Raw genomic sequence first — 23,860 nt, 5'->3', positions numbered from 1 at the left:
TGGAGGGGACGAGGATGACCGCCCGATCGGCGAAGCCGGCCCGGCCGAGCCCGGCGCGTCGGACCCCCGCCAAGGTGCGCCCGCCGCGGGCCGGCCGGACCCCGACCGGCCCGCGCGGCGTGTACACCCGGGCCAAGCGGGCCTGGGACCGCCCGTTGACGGCCTACTACCTCATCCTCGGTGCCCCGGTGCTGATCATCGTCCTGGGCCTGGTGATGGTCTACTCGGCGTCCCAGATCAAGGCACTCCAGTCCGGTCTGGCGCCGTCGTACTTCTTCCGCAAGCAGCTGCTGGCGGCCGCCATCGGCGGCGGCCTGCTGCTGCTCGCCTCCCGCCTGTCGGTGCGGCGTCACCGGGCGCTGGCGTACCCCCTGCTCGCCGGCTCGGTGTTCCTGCTCGGCATGGTGCAGATCCCGGGGATCGGGGTCTCGGTCAACGGCAACCAGAACTGGCTCAGCCTGGGCGGCCCTTTCCAGGTGCAACCGAGCGAGTTCGGCAAGCTCGCGCTCGTCCTGTGGGCCGCGGACCTGCTCGCCCGCAAAGAGGAGAAGCAGCTCCTGACGCAGTGGAAGCATCTGCTGGTTCCGCTGACGCCGGTGACATTTCTCCTGCTCGGGCTGATCATGCTCGGCGGCGACATGGGCACCACGATCATCCTCACCGCGATCCTCTTCGGCCTGCTGTGGCTGGCCGGCGCCCCGACCCGGCTGTTCGCAGGGGTGCTGGGCGCGGCCACGGTGCTCAGCGCGCTGCTGATCAAGACCAGCGCCCACCGGATGTCCCGCCTGGCCTGCATCGGCGCGACCGATCCAGGCCCCGGCGACCAGTGCTGGCAGGCCGTGCACGGCATCTACGCGTTGGCCTCGGGCGGACTCTTCGGTTCCGGCCTCGGGGCGAGTATGGAAAAATGGGGAGAACTCCCAGAACCGCACACCGACTTCATCTTCGCCATCACCGGGGAGGAACTGGGACTGGCGGGGACGCTGTCGGTACTCGCCCTCTTCGCGGCTCTAGGCTATGCGGGTATCCGCGTGGCCGGACGCACGGAGGACCCCTTCGTACGGTACGCAGCGGGAGGCGTGATCACCTGGATCATGGCCCAGGCCGTGATCAACATCGGTGCGGTGCTCGGTCTGTTGCCGATCGCCGGTGTCCCGCTGCCGCTGTTCTCCTACGGAGGCTCCGCCCTGCTGCCGACGATGTTCGCCGTCGGGCTGCTGATCGCCTTCGCGCGTGACGAGCCCGCCGCACGGGCGGCGTTGACGGCTCGGTCGGCGCGGAAGCCGGTGTCCGGCAGGAAGCCGGCTGGGGTGAGATGGAAGACGATGAGACGGCGCGTTAAGAGGCGGCCGTCCGGAGAGCGGTGAATTTCGGTGCATGTCGTACTCGCCGGTGGGGGGACCGCCGGCCACATCGAGCCCGCGCTCGCCCTCGCGGACGCCCTGCGGAGGCAGGACCCGACCGTGGGGATCACGGCACTCGGCACGGAGCGCGGCCTGGAGACCCGACTGGTCCCCGAGCGCGGCTACGAGCTGGGCCTGATCCCGGCCGTCCCGCTGCCCCGCAAGCCCACCCCCGAACTGATCACCGTCCCCGGGCGGCTGCGCGGCACGATCAAGGCCGCCGAGCAGATCCTGGAGCGCACCAAGGCGGACTGCGTCGTCGGCTTCGGCGGCTACGTGGCGCTGCCCGGCTACCTCGCCGCCAAGCGGCTCGGTGTGCCGATCGTCGTCCACGAGGCCAACGCCCGCCCCGGCCTGGCCAACAAGATCGGCTCGCGGTACGCCACGTACGTCGCCGTCAGCACCCCGGACAGCAAGCTGCGCGGCGCCCGCTACGTGGGCATTCCGCTGCGCCGGTCCATCGCCACTCTGGACCGCGCCGCGGTCCGCCCCGAGGCGCGTGCCGCGTTCGGTCTCGACCCCAACCTTCCGACGCTGCTGGTGTCCGGCGGTTCGCAGGGTGCCCGGCGGTTGAACGAGGTCGTCCAGGCGGCCGTTCCGGCGCTCCAGCGCTCCGGTATCCAGGTGCTGCACGCGGTGGGACCGAAGAACGAACTGCCGCACGCGGACAACATGCCGGGGATGCCCCCCTATGTCCCGGTACCGTACCTGGACCGGATGGATCTCGCGTACGCCGCCGCCGACATGATGCTCTGCCGCGCGGGCGCGATGACCGTCGCCGAGCTGTCCGCCGTCGGGCTCCCGGCCGCCTACGTCCCGCTGCCCATCGGCAACGGCGAGCAGCGGCTCAACGCCCAGCCGTTGGTCAACGCCGGCGGCGGCCTGCTGGTCGACGACGCCCAGCTGACCCCGGACTGGGTGCAGAACAACGTGCTCCCGGTCCTGGGCGATCCGCACCGGCTGTACGAGATGTCCCGCGCGGCCTCGGAGTTCGGCCGTCGGGACGCCGACGAGTTGCTGGTCGGCATGGTCTACGACGCGATCGAGCAGCGCCGCAAGTAGCGGACGAGAGAAGGCGGAGAGCGTGGCCGGACCGACCACCGCCAGACGCGGAGCGAAGAAGTCACCGTCCGGCCCGCCCCCTTCGCGGCCGTCCGGCGGTCGGCGCTTCCGGCTGCCGCCCCTCCGGCTGAGCCGTCCGGGCCGCCGCGGTGTGATCATCATCGCGGTCCTCGCGGTGCTGCTCGGCGGGTTCGGCGCCTGGGTGCTCTACGGCTCGGACTGGCTCCGGTTGGAGCGGGTCCGGGCCGGCGGCACCGAGGTGCTCACGCCGGCGGAGGTGGTCGCCGCCGCGGCCGCCCCCCTCGACGCGCCGCTCGCCTCCGTGGACACCGACGCGGTGCAGCGCCGGCTGCTCGCCAAACTCCCGCGCCTCAAAAGCGTTGAGGTCACCCGGTCATGGCCGCACACCCTCGGTCTGGAAGTGACCGAAAGGAAGCCGGAACTGCTGCTGCAAACGAACGGGAAGTTTGAGGAAGTCGACAACGAGGGCATCCGGTTCGCCACGGTGACCCGCGCGCCCAAAGGCGTTCCGCTTCTGCGTATGACCGTTTCCGACTCCCCGAGTCTGCGCCGTTTCGGAACCGGTCGTTTGCTGCGCGCCGCGGTCACCGTCGCCGAGGACCTCCCGGCCGCCGTCCGTAAGGACATCCGCACCGTCCAGGTGCGCTCCTACGACTCCGTCACCCTCGAACTCGCAGGTGGCCGCACGGTGATGTGGGGCAGCCGCGAACAGGGTGCCGAAAAGGCGAAGGTGCTGGCCGGGCTGCTGAAGGCCGCGCGTGACGCGCGCCACTTCGACATCTCGGTTCCCAGTGCACCCGCGGTGTCCGGGAGTTGACGTACCGCGTCGCAGGCCAGCACCCTGGATGGCTACGACTATGGGTGATCACATAGGGTGAAAAGAAAAACGGGAGGTTCGGCGTGTTCGTTGAACGCGCGCGCCTTGTCGACTTAGTGTCTCGTTCCAAAGGGACCGTGGAACCAGGAACACAGGCACAGTAACCCTAAACTTCAGGGTTAGGGTTCGGGTCGGCAGAGCGGACCATCCCTTCGGCATCAGTCGGCGTCCACACGCAATGTGCGGCGACGACACGTAAATCGAGGCGAGAGGCCTTCGACGTGGCAGCACCGCAGAACTACCTCGCAGTCATCAAGGTCGTCGGCATCGGCGGCGGTGGCGTGAACGCCATCAACCGGATGATCGAGGTCGGGCTCAAGGGCGTCGAGTTCATCGCGATCAACACCGATGCGCAGGCGTTGCTCATGAGCGACGCCGACGTCAAGCTCGACGTCGGCCGCGAGATGACGCGCGGACTCGGCGCCGGCGCCAACCCGGACGTGGGCCGCAAGGCGGCCGAGGACCACCGCGAGGAGATCGAGGAGGTCCTCAAGGGGGCCGACATGGTCTTCGTGACCGCGGGTGAGGGCGGCGGGACCGGCACCGGCGGTGCCCCGGTCGTCGCCAACATCGCCCGCTCGCTGGGGGCCCTGACGATCGGTGTGGTCACCCGGCCGTTCACCTTCGAGGGCCGCCGCCGCGCCAACCAGGCCGAGGACGGCATCGCGAGCCTTCGCGAAGAGGTCGACACCCTCATCGTGATCCCCAACGACCGTCTGCTGTCCATCTCGGACCGCCAGGTGAGCGTGCTCGACGCGTTCAAGTCCGCGGACCAGGTGCTGCTGTCGGGCGTTCAGGGCATCACCGACCTGATCACGACCCCGGGCCTGATCAACCTCGACTTCGCCGACGTCAAGTCCGTGATGTCCGAGGCCGGCTCGGCGCTCATGGGCATCGGCTCGGCGCGCGGCGACGACCGCGCGGTGGCCGCCGCGGAAATGGCGATCTCCTCGCCGCTCCTGGAAGCGTCCATCGACGGCGCCCGCGGTGTACTGCTCTCCATCTCCGGCGGCTCCGACCTCGGCCTCTTCGAGATCAACGAGGCCGCGCAGCTGGTCAGCGAGGCCGCGCACCCCGAGGCCAACATCATCTTCGGCGCGGTCATCGACGACGCGCTGGGCGACGAGGTCCGGGTCACCGTCATCGCCGCGGGCTTCGACGGCGGTCAGCCGCCGGCCCGCCGCGACGCGCAGCAGACCGGTATGTCGGCCCCGAAGCGCGAGGAGCCCGTTCCGGCGCCGAGCCGTCCGACGGTGCCCCCGGTCGAGCCGCCGCGCACGGCACCGTCGTTCGGCGGTCTCGGCGCGGTTCCGCCGGTCCGGGACGATTCCCCGGTGTCGTCCGAGTCCGCGTCGCTGGGCGAGGTGTCCACCCCGCCGAACGGCGGTCCTTCGGTTCCCCCGGCCCGTCCGTACTCGGACTCCGCGGCCGAGGAACTGGACGTTCCCGACTTCCTGAAGTGATGTAAAGCACCGACGTGATAGGGCAACAGCACCACGAGAGCGGCGCGCACTTCGCCTTCACCGACAGGTGGGGCGGGGTGAGCGCCGCTCCGTATGAGCAGCTCAACCTGGGCGGCGCGGTGGGCGACGACCCCGCGGCCGTCCGTGCCAACCGCGACCTGGTGGCCCGGGAACTGGGCCTCGACCCGGCCGCGGTGGTCTGGATGAACCAGGTCCACGGCCGGGACGTGGCCGTGGTCGAGGGTCCCTGGGGGGAGGGTGACATCCCGTCCGTGGACGGGGTGGTGACCGCCCGCCGGGGGCTGGCGCTGGCCGTGCTGACCGCGGACTGCGTCCCGGTCCTGCTCGCCGACCCGGTCGCTGGGATCGCGGGCGCCGCGCACGCCGGCCGGCCGGGCCTGGTCGCCGGGGTGGTTCCGGCGGCCGTCGCCGCCATGACCGCACTGGGCGCGGAGCCGTCCCGGATCGTCGCCCATGTCGGCCCCGCGGTCTGCGGACGCTGCTACGAGGTGCCCGAGGCGATGCGCGCCGACGTCGCGGCAGTGGTGCCGGAGGCGTGGGCGACCACCTCCTGGGGCACCCCGTCGGTGGACGTCGCCGCCGGGGTGCGGGCCCAACTCGCCGCGGTCGGTGTGCAGTTGCGTACGCAATCGCCCCTCTGCACCCGGGAGTCGGCGGACCACTACTCGTACCGCCGCGACCGCACGACCGGGCGGCTCGCGAGCTACGTATGGCTCGGGGGCGTCCCCGGAGAGGCTGCGCAGTGACCGACGACCGCAGAACGCAACTGGCCGACAACCTGGCGCGGGTGGAGGATCGTATCTCCACCGCCTGTGCAAAGGCCGGCCGGGCACGCGACGAGGTCACGCTGATCGTCGTCACCAAGACCTACCCCGCGAGCGACGTCCGGCTGCTCGCGGAGCTGGGGGTCCGTCAGGTCGCGGAGAACCGCGATCAGGAAGCGGCGCCCAAGGCGGCCGAATGTGCCGATTTGTCGCTGACTTGGCACTTCGTCGGTCAATTGCAGACCAACAAGGTGCGGTCCGTGGCCGGTTACGCCGGGATCGTCCAGTCGGTCGACCGGCCCCGGCTCGCCACCGCGCTGTCCAAGGAGGCGGTGCGGTCCGGACGCGAACTGGGTTGCCTGATCCAGGTGGCGTTTGACGTTGAATCAGGGCAAAGCGGACGGATCGTCGGGGATCGCGGCGGGGTGGCGCCGGAGGGTGTCGCGGAACTCGCCGAGGTGATCGCCGGTTCCCAAGGGCTGCGCCTGGACGGCGTGATGACGGTCGCGCCGCTGGCCGGACCGTACGCCGGACGTCAACGCGCCGCTTTCGAGCGGCTCGTGGAAATCTCATCCGACCTGCGCATGTCCCATCCTGCTGCCACCATGGTGTCGGCAGGTATGAGTGCGGACCTTGAGGACGCCGTGGCGGCCGGGGCGACACATGTGCGCATCGGCAGCGCGGTACTCGGAGTCCGACCACGGCTCGGGTAACGTCGCCAAGCAAGTCGGACCACAGCACAAAATATGGTCATTCCCGCAGGAAGCGGGGCAGGCCGAGTGGATCCAAGGCCCCCGGTGACGGAGCCGATCCACCACAGAGCGGAGGACGCAGAGAATGGCCGGCGCGATGCGCAAGATGGCGGTCTACCTCGGCCTCGTGGAGGACGATGGTTACGACGGCCGGGGGTTCGACCCCGACGACGAGTTCGAGCCCGAGCTTGACCCGGAGCCTGATCGGCGGCGGCAGCAACACCAAGTGCAGCCCGAGACACGCCCGGAACGGGAGGAACCGGTTCGTGCCGTGACGCCTCCCGCTCCGCGTGAACCCGCCCCGCTCGCCGCGGAAAGCGGACGACCCGCGCGTATCGCCCCCGTGGCATCCATCACACCCGAACGTCCGAACCTGGAGAAGAACGCACCGGTGATCATGCCCAAAGTTGTGTCCGAGCGGGAGCCTTACCGCATCACCACACTGCACCCCCGGACCTACAACGAAGCCCGTACCATCGGGGAACACTTCCGTGAGGGCACTCCGGTGATCATGAATCTCACGGAGATGGACGACACGGACGCGAAGCGACTTGTCGACTTTGCGGCCGGTCTGGTCTTCGGACTGCATGGGAGCATTGAGCGGGTGACGCAGAAGGTGTTCCTGTTGTCGCCTGCTAACGTCGATGTCACGGCGGAGGACAAGGCCCGTATCGCAGAGGGCGGGTTCTTCAACCAGAGCTGAGACGCAACACCGGGCACACCAAGGCCATAAGGTCAGCACAGGAACAAGGGGAGAGGGACGCGCGAGATGAGTGTCGCTGGTCAGGTGATCTATATCGCGCTGTACTGCTTCCTGATCGTGCTGATCTTCCGGCTGGTGATGGACTATGTCTTCCAGTTCGCCCGTTCATGGCAACCCGGCAAGGCGATGGTGGTGATTCTTGAGGCCACCTACACTGTCACCGATCCGCCACTCAAGCTTCTGCGGCGGGTCATCCCGCCGCTGCGTCTCGGGGGCGTGGCGCTCGACCTGTCCTTCTTCGTATTGATGATCATCGTCTACATCCTGATCACCGTCGTGAGGACGGTGTTGTTGGTGTGAACGATACGGTCTTGCCGATTGCCGACGACTACGTTGAGGTGAAGTAGAGATGCCGTTGACCCCCGAGGACGTGCGGAACAAGCAGTTCACGACCGTCCGCCTCCGAGAAGGCTATGACGAGGACGAGGTCGATGCCTTCCTCGACGAGGTCGAGGGCGAACTGACCCGCCTGCTGCGGGAGAACGAGGACCTGCGCGCCAAGCTGGCCGCCGCCACTCGTGCCGCCGCGCAGAACCAGCAGCAGGGTCTGCGCAAGGGACCCGACCAGCAGCAGGAGCAGCAGCAGCGGCCGGGGGCCCCGGTGCCCGCCGCCATATCCGGTCCGCAGCCGGTTCCGCCGCAGCAGCAGGGGATGGGTGGCCCGCCCCAACTGCCCGGTGGTGCACCGCAGCTGCCCCCCGGTCCCAGTGGCCACGGTCCGCAGGTTTCGCACGGTCCCGGCCCCATGGGCCAGGGCGGCCCGATGGGTCAGGGCGGCCCGATGGGCCAGGGCGGTCCCATGGGCCAGGGCGGTCCCATGGGCGGTCCGCTCGGCGGTCCCGCGCAGCAACTGCCGCAGCAGGCCCCGCCGCAGCAGGGCGGCCCCGGCGGTGACAGTGCGGCGCGCGTGCTGTCGCTGGCACAGCAGACCGCCGACCAGGCGATCGCGGAGGCCCGTTCCGAGGCCAACAAGATCGTCGGTGAGGCGCGCAGCCGTGCCGAGGGCCTGGAGCGGGACGCCCGCGCCAAGGCCGACGCCCTGGAGCGGGACGCGCAGGAGAAGCACCGCGTGGCGATGGGCTCGCTGGAGTCGGCCCGCGCGACGCTGGAGCGCAAGGTCGAGGACCTGCGGGGCTTCGAGCGCGAGTACCGCACGCGTCTGAAGTCGTACCTGGAGAGCCAGCTGCGCCAGCTGGAGAACCAGGCCGACGAGTCGCTGGCCCCGCCGCGGACCCCCGCGGCCCCCTCGCTGCCGCCGTCGCCGTCGATGGCGTCGGCCGGTGCGGGCACCATGGGTGGCAACCACACCATGGGTGGCGGCCAGTCCATGGGCGGCAACCACTCCATGAGCAGCCCGTCCAGCGGTGGTCCGTCCTACGGCGGCCAGCAGCAGATGTCGCCGGCGATGACCCAGCCGATGGCACCGGTGCGGCCGCAGGGTCCGGCGCCGATGCAGCAGACGCCGTCGCCGATGCGTGGCTTCCTCATCGACGAGGACGACAACTGACGGACGGCTGACGCCGGTACGGCGTCCCGAGTCGGCAATCAGGGCCGGGCCCCGAGGGAACTCCCTCGGGGCCCGGCCCTGTTCGTGCCGTCGTTCCGGCGGGGGCGCGATCGGTGGTGCGCGGGGGGCGGACAAGAGCGCAGGCCCCGGCGCGGAGTGCGCCGGGGCCTGCGGTGCGGGCCGTGGGGCCCGGTCGTGCTTGCCGTGCTTCCGTGCTCCGTTACGCCTTGCGGAGGTGGAAGGTCAGGGACAGCGCCTCGTCGGTGAAGGCCGGGCCGTAGGACCCGTCCGGCTCGCCAGCGGCGAAGTCGGTGGCCAGCACCTCGTCGGAGATCAGCGCGGCGTGGTCGGTCAGTGCCGTCCGCAGCTCGTCGTCGGCGGCCGCCCAGCGCAGCGCGATCCGGTCGGCGACGTCCAGACCGCTGTTCTTGCGGGCCTCCTGGATCAGCCGGATCGCGTCGCGGGCCAGGCCGGCGCGGCGCAGCTCCGGAGTGATCTCCAGGTCGAGGGCGACCGTCGCGCCCGCGTCGGAGGCCACCGACCAGCCCTCGCGCGGGGTTTCGGTGATGATGACCTCTTCCGGGGTGAGGCTGACGGTCTCGCCGTCGACCTCGACGCTCGCCGTGCCGTCGCGCAGCGCGAGCGAGAGGGCGGCGGCGTCCGCGGCGGCGACGGCCTTGGCGACCGCCTGGACGCCCTTGCCGAACCGCTTGCCCAGGGCGCGGAAGTTGGCCTTGGCGGTGGTGTCGACCAGGGAGCCGCCCACCTCGGAGAGCGAGGCCAGCGAGCTGACGTTCAGCTCCTCGGCGATCTGGGCGCGCAGGTCCTCGGAGAGGTCCGCGAAGCCGTGGGCGCCGACCAGCGCGCGGGACAGCGGCTGGCGGGTCTTCACACCGGACTCGGCGCGGGTGGCGCGGCCCAGCTCGACCAGCCGGCGCACCAGCTGCATCTGCACGGAGAGCGCCGGGTCGGTCAGCTCGCGGTCGGCGACCGGCCAGGTGGAGAGGTGGACGGAGTCCGGGGCGTCCGGGGTGACCGGGACGACCAGGTCCTGCCAGACCCGCTCGGTGATGAACGGGGTGAGCGGGGCCATCAGGCGCGTCACCGTCTCGATGACCTCGTGGAGGGTGCGCAGCGCGGCCGGGTCGCCCTGCCAGAAGCGGCGGCGGGAGCGGCGGACGTACCAGTTGGAGAGGTCGTCGACGAAGGCGGAGAGCAGCTTGCCGGCGCGCTGGGTGTCGAAGCCCTCCAGGGCGTCGCTGACCCCCTCGACCAGGGTGTTGAGCTCGCCGAGCAGCCAGCGGTCCAGCAGCGGGCGGTCGGCGGGGGCCGGATCGGCCGCGGACGGCGCCCAGTTGGTGGTGCGGGCGTACAGCGCCTGGAAGGCGACGGTGTTCCAGTACGTCAGCAGCGTCTTGCGGACGACTTCCTGGATGGTGTTGTGACCGACCCGGCGGGCCGACCACGGCGAGCCGCCGGCGGCCATGAACCAGCGGACCGCGTCGGCGCCGTGCTGGTCCATGAGCGGGATCGGCTGGAGGATGTTGCCCAGGTGCTTGGACATCTTCCGGCCGTCCTCGGCGAGGATGTGGCCGAGGCAGACCACGTTCTCGTACGACGACTTGTCGAAGACGAGCGTGCCGACGGCCATCAGCGTGTAGAACCAGCCGCGGGTCTGGTCGATGGCCTCGGAGATGAACTGCGCCGGGTACCGCTTCTCGAAGAGCTCCTTGTTGCGGTACGGGTAGCCCCACTGCGCGAACGGCATCGAGCCCGAGTCGTACCAGGCGTCGATCACCTCGGGGACGCGGGTGGCGGTCAGCGCGCAGCCCTCGTGGGTGCAGCCGAAGGTGATCTCGTCGATGAACGGGCGGTGCGGGTCCAGGCCGGACTGGTCGGTGCCGGTCAGCTCGGACAGCTCGGTGAGCGAGCCGACGCAGGTGAGGTGGCCCTCCTCGCAGCGCCAGATGGGCAGCGGGGTGCCCCAGTAGCGGTTGCGGGACAGCGCCCAGTCGATGTTGTTGTTCAGCCAGTCGCCGAACCGGCCGTGCTTGACCGACTCGGGGAACCAGTTGGTGTTCTCGTTCTCCCGCAGCAGGGCGTCCTTGACCGCGGTGGTGCGGATGTACCAGGACGGCTGGGCGTAGTAGAGCAGCGCGGTGTGGCAGCGCCAGCAGTGCGGGTAGCTGTGCTCGTAGGCGACGTGGCGGAAGAGCAGGCCGCGGGCGTCGAGGTCGGCGACCAGCGCCTCGTCGGCCTTCTTGAAGAACTGGCCGCCGACGAGCGGCAGCTGCTCCTCGAAGGTGCCGTCCGGGCGGACCGGGTTGACCACCGGCAGGCCGTACGCGCGGCAGGTCTTGAGGTCGTCCTCACCGAAGGCGGGGGCCTGGTGGACGAGGCCGGTGCCGTCGTCGGTGGTGACGTACTCGGCGTTGACGACGAAGTGGGCGCCGTCGAGGTCGACGAGCTGGAAGGGGCGCTCGTAGGCCCAGCGCTCCATCTCGCGGCCGGTGAAGGACTCGCCGGTGGCCGTCCAGCCCTCGCCCAGCGCCTTCTCCAGCAGCGGTTCGGCGACGACCAGCTGCTCGGTGCCGTCGGTGGCGACGACGTAGGTGACGTCGGGGTGGGCGGCGACCGCGGTGTTGGAGACCAGGGTCCAGGGGGTGGTCGTCCAGATCAGCAGGGCGGCCCGGCCGGCCAGCGGGCCGGAGGTCAGCGGGAGGCGGACGAAGACCGAGGGGTCCACGACCGTCTCGTAGCCCTGGGCCAGCTCGTGGTCCGACAGGCCGGTGCCGCAGCGCGGGCACCAGGGGGCGACGCGGTGGTCCTGGACCAGCAGGCCCTTGGAGAAGATCTCCTTCAGCGACCACCAGACCGACTCGATGTAGTCGGGGTCCATGGTGCGGTACGGGGCGTCCAGGTCGGTCCAGTAGCCCATCCGCGTGGTCAGCTCGGCGAAGGCGTCGGTGTGCCGGGTCACCGACTCGCGGCACTTGGCGTTGAACTCGGCGATGCCGTACGCCTCGATGTCCTTCTTGCCGTTGAAGCCCAGCTCCTTCTCCACGGCCAGCTCGACCGGGAGGCCGTGGCAGTCCCAGCCGGCCTTGCGGTCGACGTGGTAGCCCTGCATCGTGCGGAACCGGGGGAAGACGTCCTTGAAGACGCGGGCCTCGATGTGGTGGGCGCCGGGCATGCCGTTGGCCGTCGGGGGGCCCTCGTAGAAGACCCACTCGGGGCGGCCCTCGGACTGCTGGAGGGTGCGGGCGAAGACCTTCCGCTCCTGCCAGAAGTCGAGCACCGCGTGTTCGAGGGCGGGCAGGTCTACCTGGGCTGGTACCGGGCGGTACTGGGGTGTGGGACTCATCGGTTCCTCCGGCGGACACCTGGGTGCGTACTCCGACCGGAGGGACGAGAGCACTGGCTCCCGCGGTACCACCCTCCTTGACGGCGCTGGCCGCACCGTCCCCTCATTGGGATCGCGCTGCCGGTTCTACTCGCCCCGTGGACCCGCGGTCCGTGGGCGGAGCCCACTGTCCAGAGCTTTCTTCCGGCGACTCCGGGCTGATCTTCACGTCATGCACGCCCCCGGGCTCGCACCGTCCCCGGGTCGCTGCAGGCTGCGTATGACGCTACTCGTCCCATCAATGCCTTTCGCTGCGCCCAGTGTAAAGGGCCGCGCCGACGCCGGCCGACCGGATTCCGGGCGCCGGCTCCGGGGCGACGGGACCGGGGGGCGGGGCCGCCGGCCGCCGGCCGGCGGGTGACCCGAATGGCGACACCGGCAGACCTGGTCATTCCGGGCGGATTACCGCGCCCGTAGCGGGGCACAACCGAGGCAGACCGGACGTACGGCCCCGGCGGCGGGGGTGGCCGGGCGGTGCGTCCCGTTGCCGCGTGCCGCGCGGCGTTTTATCGTTCCCGTCACGATTCGCGAACAAGATCACATATGTGAAGGGGTCGCGGCCATGGTGGCGAAGAAGACCGCCGCGGAGAAGACCACGACGTCCACCGGGGCCGCTGACCAGGACGTCGCTCGGCAGTCCGCCCACGAGGAGGCGGCCGGGCATCCGGCGGCCCCGAAGAAGGCCGCCCCCAAGAGGGCGGCCGCGAAGAAGACGCCGGCCAAGAAGGCGGCGCCCGCCAAGGCCGCGGCCAAGAAGGCGGCTCCGAAGAAGACGCCCGCCAAGAAGGCGGCGGCCGGCAGTACGACCGCCGGGAAGGCGGAGGCGGAGAAGACGGGAGCCAAGACGGTGGTGGCGAAGAAGACGGCGGCCGCGACGGCCCAGCACGGTACGGACTCGGCGGTGCCCTCGACCCGCGCGGCCGCGACCCCCGGCGAGCTGGCGGTACGGCCCGGTGAGGACCCCTGGACGCCGGAGGAGGTCGCCGAGGCGCGGTCCGACCTGATGGCGGAGGCGGGCCGGCTGCGGACCGAGATCGTGTCCGCCGAGGACGCCATCGCCGGGCTGATGCGGGACTCGGGGGACGGTGCGGGCGACGACGAGGCCGACACCGGCACCAAGAACATCACCCGCGAGCACGAGCTGGCGCTGGCCTCCAACGCCCGCGAGATGCTGCACCAGACCGAGCGCGCCCTCGGCCGGCTGGACGCCGGTACGTACGGCCTGTGTGAGAACTGCGGCAAGCCGATCGGCAAGGCGCGGATGCAGGCGTTCCCGCGGGCGACGCTGTGTGTGGAGTGCAAGCAGAAGCAGGAGCGGCGCTGACCCGGTCGGTGCCCGTGGCGGTGTGTCGCGGGGCGGTACCTGTCCGGCCCGCTGCCGCGGGCATGTGCCGTACTCTCGTGGTCAGCCGGGCTGGGCCTGGCCGGATGACTCGACGGGCTGAGGGACGCACACGTGGCAGAGGCGGAACGCATCACCGGTACGCCGGAATCCGAGCCGGGTTCCGGGTCGGATCCCGTGGCGGGATCCGAAGGGGGACGGCCGGCGGAGGGTGAGCGGCCCACCGCACGCGGGAAGCGGCGGATCGCCGCGCTGCTGCTGGTGGCCGCGGTCGTCTACCTGCTCGATCTGGGCAGCAAGCTCGCGGTGGTCGCCAAGCTGGAGCACCACGCGCCGATCGAGGTCATCGGGACGCTGCTGCAGTTCAGCGTCATCCGCAACCGCGGGGCCGCCTTCGGGTTCGGTGAGGCGCTGACGGTCTTCCTGACCATCATCGCCGCGGTGGTGATCGTGGTGATCGCCCGGATCGCCCGCAAGCTCTACAGCCTGCCCTGGGCGATCGCGCTGGGCCTGCTGCTGGGGGGTGCGTTCGGCAACCTCACCGACCGGATCTTCCGCTCGCCGGGCGTCTTCCAGGGCGCGGTGGTGGACTTCATCGCCCCCGCGCACTTCGCGGTCTTCAACCTCGCCGACTCCGCGATCGTCTGCGGCGGCGTGCTGATCGTGCTGCTGTCCTTCCGGGGCCTGGACCCCGACGGCACGGTCCACAAGGACTGACGGCCCGGACCCGGGCCGAGTGCCGGTCCGGGGGGCCGGCGCCCGCCGCCGGGCGGGGCAGTACCGCGGGACTGCCATACTCGTGGGGTGAGCACGCTTCCCGAGATCCGCACCCTGCCCGTACCGGACGGCCTGGAAGGCGAGCGCGTGGACGCCGCGCTGGCCCGCATGTTCGGCTTCTCCCGGACGAAGGCGGCCGAGCTCGCCTCGGCCGGCAAGGTCCGGGTCGACGGCTCGGAGGTGATGAAGTCCGAGCGCGTCAGCGGGGGCGCCTGGCTGGAGGTCGAGATGCCGGCCGCCGCCGCGCCGGTGGAGATCGTCGCCGAGCCCGTCGAGGGCATGGAGATCGTGCACGACGACGAGGACATCGTGGTGATCGGCAAGCCCGTGGGGGTCGCCGCGCACCCCAGCCCCGGCTGGAGCGGCACCACGGTCATCGGCGGTCTGGCCGCGGCCGGCTACCGGATCTCCACGTCCGGGGCGGCCGAGCGGCAGGGCATCGTGCACCGCCTCGACGTCGGCACCTCCGGCCTGATGGTGGTCGCCAAGTCGGAGCGGGCGTACACCTCGCTGAAGCGGCAGTTCAAGGAGCGGGTGCCGGACAAGCGCTACCACGCGCTGGTGCAGGGCCACCCGGACCCGATGAGCGGCACCATCGACGCCCCCATCGGGCGGCACCCGAACCACGACTACAAGTGGGCGGTCACCGCCGACGGCAAGCCGTCGGTCACCCACTACGACCTGATCGAGGCGTTCCGGGCCGCGAGCCTGCTGGACATCAAGCTGGAGACCGGGCGGACGCACCAGATCCGGGTGCACATGTCCGCGCACCGGCACCCCTGCGTCGGCGATCTGACCTACGGGGCGGACCCCACCCTCGCCAAGCGGCTGGGTGTCGCCCGGCAGTGGCTGCACGCGGTGCGGCTGGGCTTCGAGCACCCCTCGGACGGGCGCTGGGTCGAGTTCGAGAGCGCGTACCCGGCGGACCTCCAGCACGCGCTGGACACCGTCCGGGAAGAGAGCTACTGACGTCGCCTGCGGGAACAGCAGCGAACAACTGCCAAACAACTGCCAGACAACTCAGTCGGCAAAAGCGGGCATCTGATCACTTCATGGCAGGCTTGGGGCGGAAAGTGATCGAAATCGACCGTCCCGGAGCGTAATCGCCGTGGATCAGTTGGCCCTGCTGTTCGTCCTGCTCCTCGGAGCGGTGGTGATGGTTCCGCTCGGCGACCGGTTGGGCCTGCCCTCGCCGGTGCTGATGACGCTCGCCGGTGCGGTGCTGGCGCTGCTGCCGTTCGTGCCCAACGTCCAGGTACCGCCGGAGTACATCCTGCCGATCGTGCTGCCGCCGCTGCTCTACGCGGCGGTCCAGCGCACCTCCTGGCGGCAGTTCACCGCCAACATCCGGCCGATCTTCCTGCTCGCCGTGCTGCTGGTGTTCGCCACCACGGCGGCGGTCGCGGCGGTCGCCCAGGCGGTGGTGCCCGGGATGCCGGTGGCCGCCGCGGTGGTGCTGGGCGCGCTGGTCGCCCCGCCCGACCCGGTCGCCGCCACCGCGGTGGCGGGCAAGCTGGGCCTGCCCCGCCGCCTGGTCTCCATCCTGGAGGGCGAGGGGCTGTTCAACGACGTCACCGCGATCGTGCTCTACCACGTCGCGCTGGCCGCGGTGATCAGCGGCTCCTTCTCGGTGCCCGGCGCGGTGGGCTCGCTGGTGCTCTCCGCCGTCGTCGCCATAGCGGTCGGCCTGGTGCTCGGGTGGGTCACGAACCAGCTGATGGGGCGGCTGGGCGACCCGACGCTGCAGATCGGGCTGACGCTGCTGGTGCCGTTCGTGTCCTACGTCCTGGCCGAGGAGTTCAAGGGCTCGGGCGTGCTCGCGGTGCTGACCTGCGGGCTGTTCCTGGCCGAGTACGCGGTCGACGCGGACGACGTGATGGGCCGGCTGGCCGGCTACACCTTCTGGGAAGTGGTCGACACCCTCGTCACCGGCGTCGCCTTCGGGCTGATCGGCCTGGAGCTGCACAACATCATCGGCGCCGCGTCCGGCCGCTGGGGCGAGATGCTCGGCGCCGGCGCCGCGGTGGTCGCGGTCGTCGTCGCGGTGCGCCTGCTGTGGCTGCTGCCCGCCGCCTGGCTCGCCAAGCGGATGCACAAGCGCCGGGACTACGACGAGGACATCCCGATGAGCTGGCGCGAGACGGTCATCATGTGGTGGTCGGGGATGCGCGGGGTGGCCTCGGTGGCGCTGGCGCTGGCCATCCCGTTCGGGGTGGACGGCGGGCCCTTCCCGGCCCGCGACGAGATCCTCTTCATCGCCTTCGCGGTGGTCCTCTCCACCCTGATCATCCAGGGGCTGACGCTGCCGTGGCTGGTGCGCAAGCTGCGGGTGCGGGCCGACACCGACGTCGCGGACGCGCTGGAGCGGGAGTTGGCGCTGCGGGTGATCAAGGCGTCCAAGCGGCGCCTCAAGGAGGTCCTGGAGGTCGAGGAGGTGCCCGACGAGGTCGCCGACCAACTGGCCCGCCGGGCCTACGACATCGGGGCCCGGATCGCGCCGGACATCGTCGACGACGAGCGGCGCGAGCTGTTCGAGAAGCGGATCTCCCGGCTGAAGAAGGTCCAGCGGATCCAGAACGAGATGCTCTCCGCCGCCCGGCACGAGGTGCTGGCGGCGCGCAGCGAACCGGGTGCCGACCCGGAGATCGTCGACCGGGTGCTGCGCCATCTGGACGTGCGCAGCCTGCGGGCCACCCCGTAGGACCGGTGGCCCGGGGCCGGGCGTACAGGACGGCGGCCGGTCAGCGCTCCCCGGCACCGCCCGCGGCGCCCGCCGGGCCGGGCGGGTCCGTGCGCAGCGCCTCCTCGGTGACCGGGGCGGGCGCGGTGGCGATCCGCGGCAGCGCGTAGGCGTGCTCGGTCCGCAGCCACTCGATCATCCGCTCGCGGACCTGGCAGCGCACCGTCCACACGGCGTCCGCGTCCCGGGCGGTGGCCAGGGCGCGGACCACGATGGTGGACGGGGTGGTGTCGGTGACCACCAGGCTCCAGGACCGGCCGTCCCACTCCGGGCACTCCTGCAGCAGTTCGTGCAGGTGCTGCCGCATCTTCTCCACCGGGGCGGAGTGATCCAGGTGGAAGAAGACCGCGCCGGTCATCTGGGCGCCGCCGCGCGACCAGTTCTCGAACGGCTTGCTGGTGAAGTACGACACCGGCATGGTGATCCGGCGCTCGTCCCAGGTCCGCACGCTCAGGAACGTCAGGGTGATCTCCTCGACCGTGCCCCACTGGCCGTCCACGACGACGGTGTCCCCGATGCGCACCATGTCGCCGAAGGCGATCTGGAGCCCGGCGAAGAGGTTGCCCAGGGTGGACTGGGCGGCGATGCCGGCGACGATGCCCAGCAGTCCGGCCGACGCCAGCACGGACGTGCCCACCGCCCGCATCTGCGGGAACGTCAGCAGCATCGAGGCCGCCGCGACCACGATCACCACCGCGGTGACCACCCGCTGGATCAGCGTCACCTGGGTCCGCACCCGCCGCACCCGCGCCGCGTCCCGGGCGCCCGCCGCATAGTGCGTGTACGACGACTCCACGATCGCCGCCGCGGCCCGCACCAGCAGCCAGGCGGTGGCGGCTATCAGCACCAGCGTCAGGGCCTGGCCGATGCCCGCCGCGTGCTGCACCACGACGGGGATCCGGGTCTGGCCGTACGACCCCAGCAACAGGGCCGCGGCGAGCATCAGCCGGAGCGGTATGCGGCAGCGCCGCAGCAGGCCCCACAGCGGGGTCTCCGGGTGCCGGTTGTCGATCCGCTGCAGGGTCCGGTCGATCGACCAGACCAGTACGAGCGTGACCACGATCGAGCCCCCGATGACGACGATCGGGCGCAGCACGGCCTCCAGGGACACGGGACTCCTCCTCGGTGCGGTGTGCTCCTGCCGGACCCGACGACGGTAGCTGGCACGATGGGGGGAGAGCGATCCAACCCCAGGGAAGTGATGTCTGTGCCCGCCTCCGCCGAGCCCGCGACCAGCGGTTCCTCCACCATCCTGCTGTTCCATTCGGTGTGCGGGCTGCGTCCCGCCGTGCACGCCGACGCGGACCGGCTGCGGGCCGCGGGACACGAGGTGATCGTCCCGGACCTGTTCGGCGGGCGGACCGCGGACTCGGTCGCCGACGGCATCGTGATCAAGGACGAGATCGGCAAGGAGGAGCTGCTCCGGCGCGCGGTCGCGGCGGCCGCCCCGTACTCCGACCGCGGACTGGTCTACGCCGGGTTCTCCTTCGGCGGCGCGGTCGCGCAGAACCTCGCCCTCGGCGACGAGAAGGCCCGCGGACTGCTGCTGATGCACGGCACCTCCGACATCGCCGACGGCGCCAGTGCCGACGACCTGCCGGTGCAGCTGCACGTCGCCGACCCCGACCCGTTCGAGCCGCACGACTGGCTGAACGCCTGGTACCTGCGGATGCGCCGGGCCGGCGCGGACGTCGAGGTGTTCCGCTACGCCGGTGCCGGCCACCTCTTCACCGACCCCGACCTGCCGGACTACGACGCGGAGGCGGCGGAGCGGGCCTGGAAGGTGGCGCTGGGGTTCCTGGTGGACCTGCCCGCGCGGGACTGAACCGCGGCCGGGCCGGGGCGGGCGTTCCCGTAGGACCGGGAACGCCCGCCCCGGGCCTGTTCAACGGGCGGGCCGCGGCGGTCAGTTGCCGCCGGTCGGGTCCTTCTCGCCCTTGGCGATGCCCTGGCCGCCGCCGTCCTTGCCGCTGTCCTTGCCGGCGCCCCCGCCCTTCGCCGGGCCGAACTCCTTGTCGATCATCTTGCCGAAGTTGGCCCGCGCGAGCTGGTTGTACTGCTGCTGCGTCATCTGCTGCTGCGGTATCTCCGCAATCGTGAGCTTCTTGTCGCCGTGCATGAAGGTCGGGGTGCCGCGTACGCCCTTGCGGCCGAACAGCGCGCTCATCTCCATCGCCCAGCGGTCGTAGGTGCCGTCCTTGACCTGCTTCTCGAACGCCTTGTTGCCCTTCAGCTCCGGCACGTCGGCGGCCACCTTCAGCAGCTCGGCGTCCTTGGCGTAGAGGTCCTCGCGCTCGTCGGGGTGGTACGTGGTCGAGTACAGCGCCGACTTGTACTTCAGGAACGCCTCGGGGCTGATGTTCAGCGCCGCGCCCAGCGCGCTCAGGGCGTTCTTGGAGCCCTCGCCGCCCGACATGTCGTCGATGAACGAGTACAGGGTGAAGCGGACCTTGAACCGGCCGTCGTGGATGTCCTTGAGCAGTTCCTCGCCGGTGCTCTGCTCGAACGCCGCGCACGCCGGGCAGCGGACGTCCTCGAAGACCTCCAGGGTGTCCTTGGCGCTCTTGTCGCCGATCAGGATCTCGGTGCCGTTCTTGCCCTGGGTGTGCGCCGGGGTGACCAGCTTGGCCTCCTTGGCGGCCTCCCAGCCGGTCGGCTCGTTCGCCTTCAGCACGGCGAAGCCGATGCCGCCGGCGACCGCCAGGACACCGACGACCGAGACCGCCACGACGAGTTGGCGGCGCAGCCGCTCCTTCTTCTTCTCCTTGTCGCGCTGGGCGCGGATCCGCTCACGGGCGGCCTGCTTGTTCTCCTGGGTGTTCCGGTTGCTCATGGGGGGTGTCCGATCCTTCGGTGCTGCGCTGGCTGAGGGCGGTGCGGGTGTCAGACGGCGGCCGGGAACGGAGGGCCGCGACGGCGCACGTAGTGCCGGCGGAGAGGGAGCGGCCGGGGCGGCGCCGAGGGGCGCGGTGCGCGGCGGTGGTGACGGCGCGCGACGGCGGCGCGGACCACGGCGGCCGCGGTCCGCAGCGGCCGGGCGGCACCCGCGCCGGCCGCCCGCAGCAGGGTGCCGAGCGCTTCCTGCCCGCGGTGCAGCCAGCCGGCGGCGAGCAGGCCGACGGCGAGGTGTGCGGCGAGCAGCGGCCAGGCGGCGGCCGGCGGTACCGCGGGCAGGCCGGGGCGGGGGGCGGTCGGACCCGCCGGGCCGGTGCCGCCCGCGGCGCCCCGGCACAGCAGGTCGACCCCGACCGCGCGCAGCGGGCCGTAGCAGGCGTACTGGCCGGTGGTGAAGACGGTGTCGGCGGCCAGCTCCAGGGGGACCAGCAGTGCGGCGGTCCGTCCGTAGCCGTCCTCCCGGCCTGTGTGCCCGTAGGCCGCGGCGAAGATCCCGGCGCACACCGCGGCGAGCGCCGCGGGCGGCAGCGGATTGCGGGAGAGCAGGACGTGGCAGGTGGCGGACAGGGTGACGCACACCGCGGTGAACAGCGCCGCCCGGCCGCGTGGCCCTGACGGCACGGGAGGTAACCCCCGCACCACCGGCCGCTCTCCGGGCGAGGCCCCGGGCCGGGCCGCCGGGCGGACTCCCCTCCCCTGCATGGCCGGAGTCTGCCATGAGCACGACGGGAATCCGGGTCAAGATTTGGCATCGGACGGCGTGCGGGAGGCACGCCGTCCGATGCCGCCGCCGGGGGTGCGCCCCGGCGTCAGTACCCGGGGGTCACTTCTTGAGGTTCTTGTCCACCTGGGCGGTGAAGTCCGCGAGCGTGGACGGCGCGACCGGGCCCTGGGCGGTCTGGGTGCCGAGGACCGTGCCGTTCATCTTGATGGTCGGGGTGCTGCGGACGTCCTTGTGCGAGTCGAACTCCTTGGACATCGCCATCGCCCAGGCGTCGTACGTGCCGTCCTTGACCGACTTCTGGAAGGCGGCGTTGCCCTTCAGCGCCGGGATGGTGTCGGCCACCTTGATCAGGTAGTTGTCGTCGGCGAACTTGTCCGGGCCGGTCTCCTCCGGGTGGAACTCCTTGGAGTACAGCGCGAACTTGTACTTCAGGAAGGCGTCCGGGGAGACGTTCAGGGCGGCGCCCAGCGCGCTGAGCGCGTTCTTGGAGCCGGTGCCCTGGAGGTTGCCGTCCAGGAAGGTGCCGATGTGGTACGTCGCCTTGTACTTGCCGTCGCTGATGTCCTTCTCGACCGTCGCGCCGACGGTCTGCTCGAAGGCGGCGCAGCCGGGGCAGCGCGGGTCCTCGAAGAGTTCGAGGGAGTTCTTGGCGTCGGACTTGCCGACGACGATGGTGGTGCCGTTGGGGCCGCTGGTGTGGGCGGGCGGGACCGGCTTGGCCTTGGCGGCCTTCGCCCAGACGTCGGCGCCCGAACCGCCGGCGCCGCTGCCGCCGCCCGAGTTGGCGACCGTCAGGCCGATGCCGCCGGCCACCGCCAGCACCGCGACCACCGAGCCGGCGACGATCAACTGGCGGCGGGTGCGGTCCTTCTTGGCCTGCCGCTCGCGCTCGGCGCGCAGCCGGTCGCGGGCTGCCTGCTTGTTGGCCTGACTGTTGCGGTTGCTCATGACTGTTGCTCCGTGGGTTCCGTGGTCCAGGGGGACGGGGTGCGTGCTGCCTGGGGCATGCGCGCCGTACGGGCGCACGCCGGCCGCCGGGCCGGGAAGGGACCTCAGGCGGCGAGCGCGCACGGCGGCCCGCGGCGCACCACGGAGTGCACGAGCAGGGGGGCGGAGCGGACGGTCGGCCCGTTCCGTACGGGGGCGGGCACCGGGCGGCGCGGTGCGGCGGTGCCGCCCAGGACCGCGGCCGCGATCAGCAGCGGACGGAACGCGAAGCCGGCCACCGCGCCCAGCAGCCGCACCAGCGCGGCCTCGCCGCGGCGCAGCCAGCCGGCCGCCAGCAGCCCGACCGCCAGGTGCGCGGCGAGCAGCAGCAGCCAGACCTGGGCCGGGGCGTCGCCCTCGTGGGTCAGCTGGGCCAGCGGGCCGCCGACCGGACCGCCGCCGCAGAGCAGCATCGTGCCCAGTGAGTGCACGGGTGGGGCCGGGGTCCCGTCCGGGCCGTAGCAGGTGTGCTGGCCGAGGCTGAAGACCGCGTCGGCGGCGAGCTCCAGGGGGAGCAGCAGCCCGGCGATCCGCCAGTAGCCGCGCTCGCGGCCGGCCAGCGCGTAGGCGAGCGCGAACACCGCGGCACCGGTCGCGACGACCGTGACCGGCGGCAGCGGCATACGGGAGAGCAGCACGTGGGACGCGGACGACAGCGTCACGCACAGCGTCGCGAAGAATGCCGCGCGCAGTGCCCGCAGGTGTGCCACCGAGATGTCCATCGTCTGCGAGTGTGCCATGGGACGCGCTAAAGCGGCACTAAGAGGAGTGCGGGGGCCGTCCTACCGGCCCGGGAACCGGTCGTCCCGGAGGAGTTCCACGAAGATCCGGTGGTCGGCGCGGGCGCGGGACGCCGCGGCGAGCGCGGCGTCCGCCAGCAGCGGCCCGAAGCCGTCCTCGTCGGCCGCGATCGCCGCGTCGACGGCCCGCTCGGGCCGGAACGGGACCAGCGGGTGCCGGTCCTTGCCGTCCCCCGCGGCGTGTGCCGCGGCGGTGACCCGGCCCAGCCCCGCGACGGCCGCGGCGATCTCCTCCGGGGCGTCGAGGGCGGACCAGTCCAGCCCGACCGCGTACGGCGACACCTCGCCGACCAGGAGACCCGCGCCGTTCAGCGCCGTCCAGCCCAGCCACGGATCGGCGTGCGCCTGGAGGGCGCGCCGGGCCAGCGCCGCCCGGTGCCCCTCGTGCCGGACGTGCTCGGCGACCTCCGGAACCGGGCGGTGCCGGGCGAGCGCCGGGGCCGGCACCTGCCGCATGGTGAGCACCACGTCGCTCTCCAGGACGTCGCTGCCGCCCTCCAGCAGCAGGTCGTAGGAGGCCGGGTCGGCCGGGGTGGCGCCGGGCCGGCCCACCACGTCCTTGACCCGGTACGCCTCCGGGCGGGCCGGGCCGGTCTCCGGCAGCGTCTCCAGATAGCCGTCGAACGCCGCCAGGACCGTGTAGCGGGCCGCCGCGTCCAGCTCGACGGTGCCGCGCCCGCCGGTGAAGCGCCGCTCGCCGTCGCACACCTCGGTCAGCGGCGCCAGCAGCCCGGCCCGGGTCCGGCCGCGGGCCGCGCGCAGCACGGCGAGCAGCGGGCCGTCGGCGGTGTCCAGGGTGGCCGGCGGGATCGCGTCCGCTCCGGAGGCCAGCGCATGGACGTGCTCCCGGTAGGCCGCGGCGAAGGCCCGCACCAGTTCGGTGATCCGGGCATCGCTCAGCCCCCGGGCATGGCCCAGCAGCGCCACCGAGGCCGCGCACCGCTTCAGGTCCCAGGTGAACGGGCCGACGTACGCCTCACCGGAACCGGTGACGCCGAACACCAGCCGGCCGGTGGCGTCGAGGTACGTGCCGAAGTTCCCGGCGTGCAGATCGCCGTGGATCCACACCCGGCCGGTGCGCTCGTCCAGATACGGGGCGCCGGGCGCGCCCGCGCCGGCCGCCGCCAGGTCGTGGTGGAACAGGGCCGCCCCGCCTGCGAAGAACGCGGCGGGGGAGCCGGCCATCCGGCGCAGGGCCGGGCCGGAGGCGGTGTCGAGGGCGGCGAGGAGCTGCCCCTCGCGCCGGGCGGTGTCCTGGCCGTGCCACGCGCTGTCGCGCGCCGGGGCGTGGGAGATCGGCATCGCTGGCTGCCTCCTGGGGTGCCGGAAAGCGGATCGGAGATCAGCCGGACAACGGGTGGGGAGGCCGGTGAGTGCCCGGACGCCCCGCCGTCCCGCCGGGGCGCCGCGGATCCCCTCGACGGGGCCTTCGCTGTCAGCTCCGGGTCGTAGACTTCAAGACCGTCCCACCCATCCCTCGCGACCCCTTCCGCTCGTCCTCACGGGCGCTTCCCGTCCGCCCCGCCCGCCCATCCTGACAACTGCCGCTCCCGGAGGTT

General features: G+C 71.9%; 21 protein-coding genes. 14 read left to right on the top strand and 7 right to left on the bottom strand.

Going from position 1 to position 23,860, the window contains the following annotated elements; genetic code table 11:
- Window positions 1-14: 14 nt before the first annotated feature.
- From ftsW to CG747_RS09245, 9 genes are all read left to right on the top strand, one after another.
- Window positions 15-1,367, top strand: a complete 1,353-nt coding sequence (ftsW, locus tag CG747_RS09285) for a putative lipid II flippase FtsW (RefSeq protein ID WP_100601171.1) — start codon at window positions 15-17, stop codon at window positions 1,365-1,367.
- A gap of 6 nt (window positions 1,368-1,373) precedes the next feature.
- Window positions 1,374-2,465 carry an undecaprenyldiphospho-muramoylpentapeptide beta-N-acetylglucosaminyltransferase gene (gene murG, locus CG747_RS09280; protein ID WP_100601170.1) on the top strand — a complete coding sequence of 364 codons (1,092 nt, stop codon included), beginning with the start codon at window positions 1,374-1,376 and terminating at the stop codon, window positions 2,463-2,465.
- A 22-nt stretch (window positions 2,466-2,487) separates the two neighbouring features.
- Window positions 2,488-3,303, top strand: coding sequence for a cell division protein FtsQ/DivIB (locus CG747_RS09275; protein ID WP_100601169.1), 816 nt, complete (start codon window positions 2,488-2,490; stop codon window positions 3,301-3,303).
- 281 nt (window positions 3,304-3,584) lie between these two features.
- Entirely contained in the window at window positions 3,585-4,826 is a 1,242-nt protein-coding gene (ftsZ, locus tag CG747_RS09270) for a cell division protein FtsZ (RefSeq protein WP_100601168.1), read from the top strand.
- A gap of 14 nt (window positions 4,827-4,840) precedes the next feature.
- On the top strand, window positions 4,841-5,593 hold the full coding sequence (gene pgeF, locus CG747_RS09265) for a peptidoglycan editing factor PgeF (protein WP_100601167.1): 753 nt from the start codon (window positions 4,841-4,843) through the stop codon (window positions 5,591-5,593).
- Window positions 5,590-6,324 carry a YggS family pyridoxal phosphate-dependent enzyme gene (locus CG747_RS09260; RefSeq protein ID WP_257980296.1) on the top strand — a complete coding sequence of 245 codons (735 nt, stop codon included), beginning with the start codon at window positions 5,590-5,592 and terminating at the stop codon, window positions 6,322-6,324. Before pgeF ends, CG747_RS09260 begins: the two co-directional genes overlap by 4 nt.
- A gap of 124 nt (window positions 6,325-6,448) precedes the next feature.
- On the top strand, window positions 6,449-7,066 hold the full coding sequence (locus CG747_RS09255; RefSeq protein WP_100601165.1) for a cell division protein SepF: 618 nt from the start codon (window positions 6,449-6,451) through the stop codon (window positions 7,064-7,066).
- 66 nt (window positions 7,067-7,132) lie between these two features.
- The gene (locus CG747_RS09250) at window positions 7,133-7,426 is read left to right on the top strand and encodes a YggT family protein (RefSeq protein WP_100601164.1); all 294 of its coding nucleotides are present in this window, start codon (window positions 7,133-7,135) and stop codon (window positions 7,424-7,426) included.
- A gap of 49 nt (window positions 7,427-7,475) precedes the next feature.
- Window positions 7,476-8,633 (top strand): DivIVA domain-containing protein, encoded by a 1,158-nt coding sequence (locus CG747_RS09245; protein WP_100601163.1) that lies wholly within the window; start codon window positions 7,476-7,478, stop codon window positions 8,631-8,633.
- Window positions 8,634-8,853: 220 nt separating this feature from the next.
- On the opposite strand, the gene ileS is transcribed toward CG747_RS09245, so the two are convergent.
- Window positions 8,854-11,997: an isoleucine--tRNA ligase gene (gene ileS, locus CG747_RS09240; protein ID WP_100601162.1), complete on the bottom strand. Its 3,144-nt coding sequence runs from the start codon at window positions 11,995-11,997 to the stop codon at window positions 8,854-8,856.
- Window positions 11,998-12,598: 601 nt separating this feature from the next.
- On the opposite strand from ileS, the gene CG747_RS09235 reads away from it, so the two are divergent.
- From CG747_RS09235 to CG747_RS09220, 4 genes are all read left to right on the top strand, one after another.
- A complete protein-coding gene (locus CG747_RS09235) occupies window positions 12,599-13,360 on the top strand; it encodes a TraR/DksA C4-type zinc finger protein (protein WP_100601161.1) in 762 nt (253 codons plus the stop codon).
- Window positions 13,361-13,492: 132 nt separating this feature from the next.
- Window positions 13,493-14,095, top strand: a complete 603-nt coding sequence (gene lspA, locus CG747_RS09230; RefSeq protein ID WP_100601160.1) for a signal peptidase II — start codon at window positions 13,493-13,495, stop codon at window positions 14,093-14,095.
- 87 nt (window positions 14,096-14,182) lie between these two features.
- Entirely contained in the window at window positions 14,183-15,124 is a 942-nt protein-coding gene (locus CG747_RS09225) for an RluA family pseudouridine synthase (protein ID WP_100601159.1), read from the top strand.
- A gap of 139 nt (window positions 15,125-15,263) precedes the next feature.
- Entirely contained in the window at window positions 15,264-16,856 is a 1,593-nt protein-coding gene (locus CG747_RS09220; protein WP_100601158.1) for a Na+/H+ antiporter, read from the top strand.
- Window positions 16,857-16,896: 40 nt separating this feature from the next.
- Here CG747_RS09220 and CG747_RS09215 read toward each other — a convergent pair whose 3' ends face one another.
- Complete coding sequence (locus CG747_RS09215; RefSeq protein WP_257980305.1) at window positions 16,897-18,000, bottom strand: mechanosensitive ion channel family protein; 1,104 nt, start codon at window positions 17,998-18,000, stop codon at window positions 16,897-16,899.
- A 102-nt stretch (window positions 18,001-18,102) separates the two neighbouring features.
- Between CG747_RS09215 and CG747_RS09210 the strand changes: the two genes are divergently transcribed.
- A complete protein-coding gene (locus CG747_RS09210) occupies window positions 18,103-18,720 on the top strand; it encodes a dienelactone hydrolase family protein (protein ID WP_100601156.1) in 618 nt (205 codons plus the stop codon).
- 81 nt (window positions 18,721-18,801) lie between these two features.
- Here the strand turns inward: CG747_RS09210 and CG747_RS09205 are convergent, their stop codons facing one another.
- The 5 genes from CG747_RS09205 to CG747_RS09185 form a co-directional block, all read right to left on the bottom strand.
- Entirely contained in the window at window positions 18,802-19,728 is a 927-nt protein-coding gene (locus CG747_RS09205) for a thioredoxin domain-containing protein (protein WP_100601155.1), read from the bottom strand.
- 50 nt (window positions 19,729-19,778) lie between these two features.
- Complete coding sequence (locus CG747_RS09200) at window positions 19,779-20,411, bottom strand: hypothetical protein (protein ID WP_100601154.1); 633 nt, start codon at window positions 20,409-20,411, stop codon at window positions 19,779-19,781.
- A 202-nt stretch (window positions 20,412-20,613) separates the two neighbouring features.
- Window positions 20,614-21,462, bottom strand: a complete 849-nt coding sequence (locus tag CG747_RS09195) for a thioredoxin domain-containing protein (protein ID WP_100601153.1) — start codon at window positions 21,460-21,462, stop codon at window positions 20,614-20,616.
- Window positions 21,463-21,566: 104 nt separating this feature from the next.
- Entirely contained in the window at window positions 21,567-22,223 is a 657-nt protein-coding gene (locus CG747_RS09190) for a hypothetical protein (protein WP_100601152.1), read from the bottom strand.
- A gap of 60 nt (window positions 22,224-22,283) precedes the next feature.
- Window positions 22,284-23,603 carry a DUF2252 family protein gene (locus CG747_RS09185; protein WP_100601151.1) on the bottom strand — a complete coding sequence of 440 codons (1,320 nt, stop codon included), beginning with the start codon at window positions 23,601-23,603 and terminating at the stop codon, window positions 22,284-22,286.
- Between the last annotated feature and the right edge of the window lie 257 nt (window positions 23,604-23,860).

This window comes from Streptomyces sp. CB02959 (assembly GCF_002803155.1).
Classification (GTDB): Bacteria; Actinomycetota; Actinomycetes; order Streptomycetales; family Streptomycetaceae; genus Streptomyces.
This window is presented reverse-complemented; position numbering and strand designations above follow the sequence as displayed.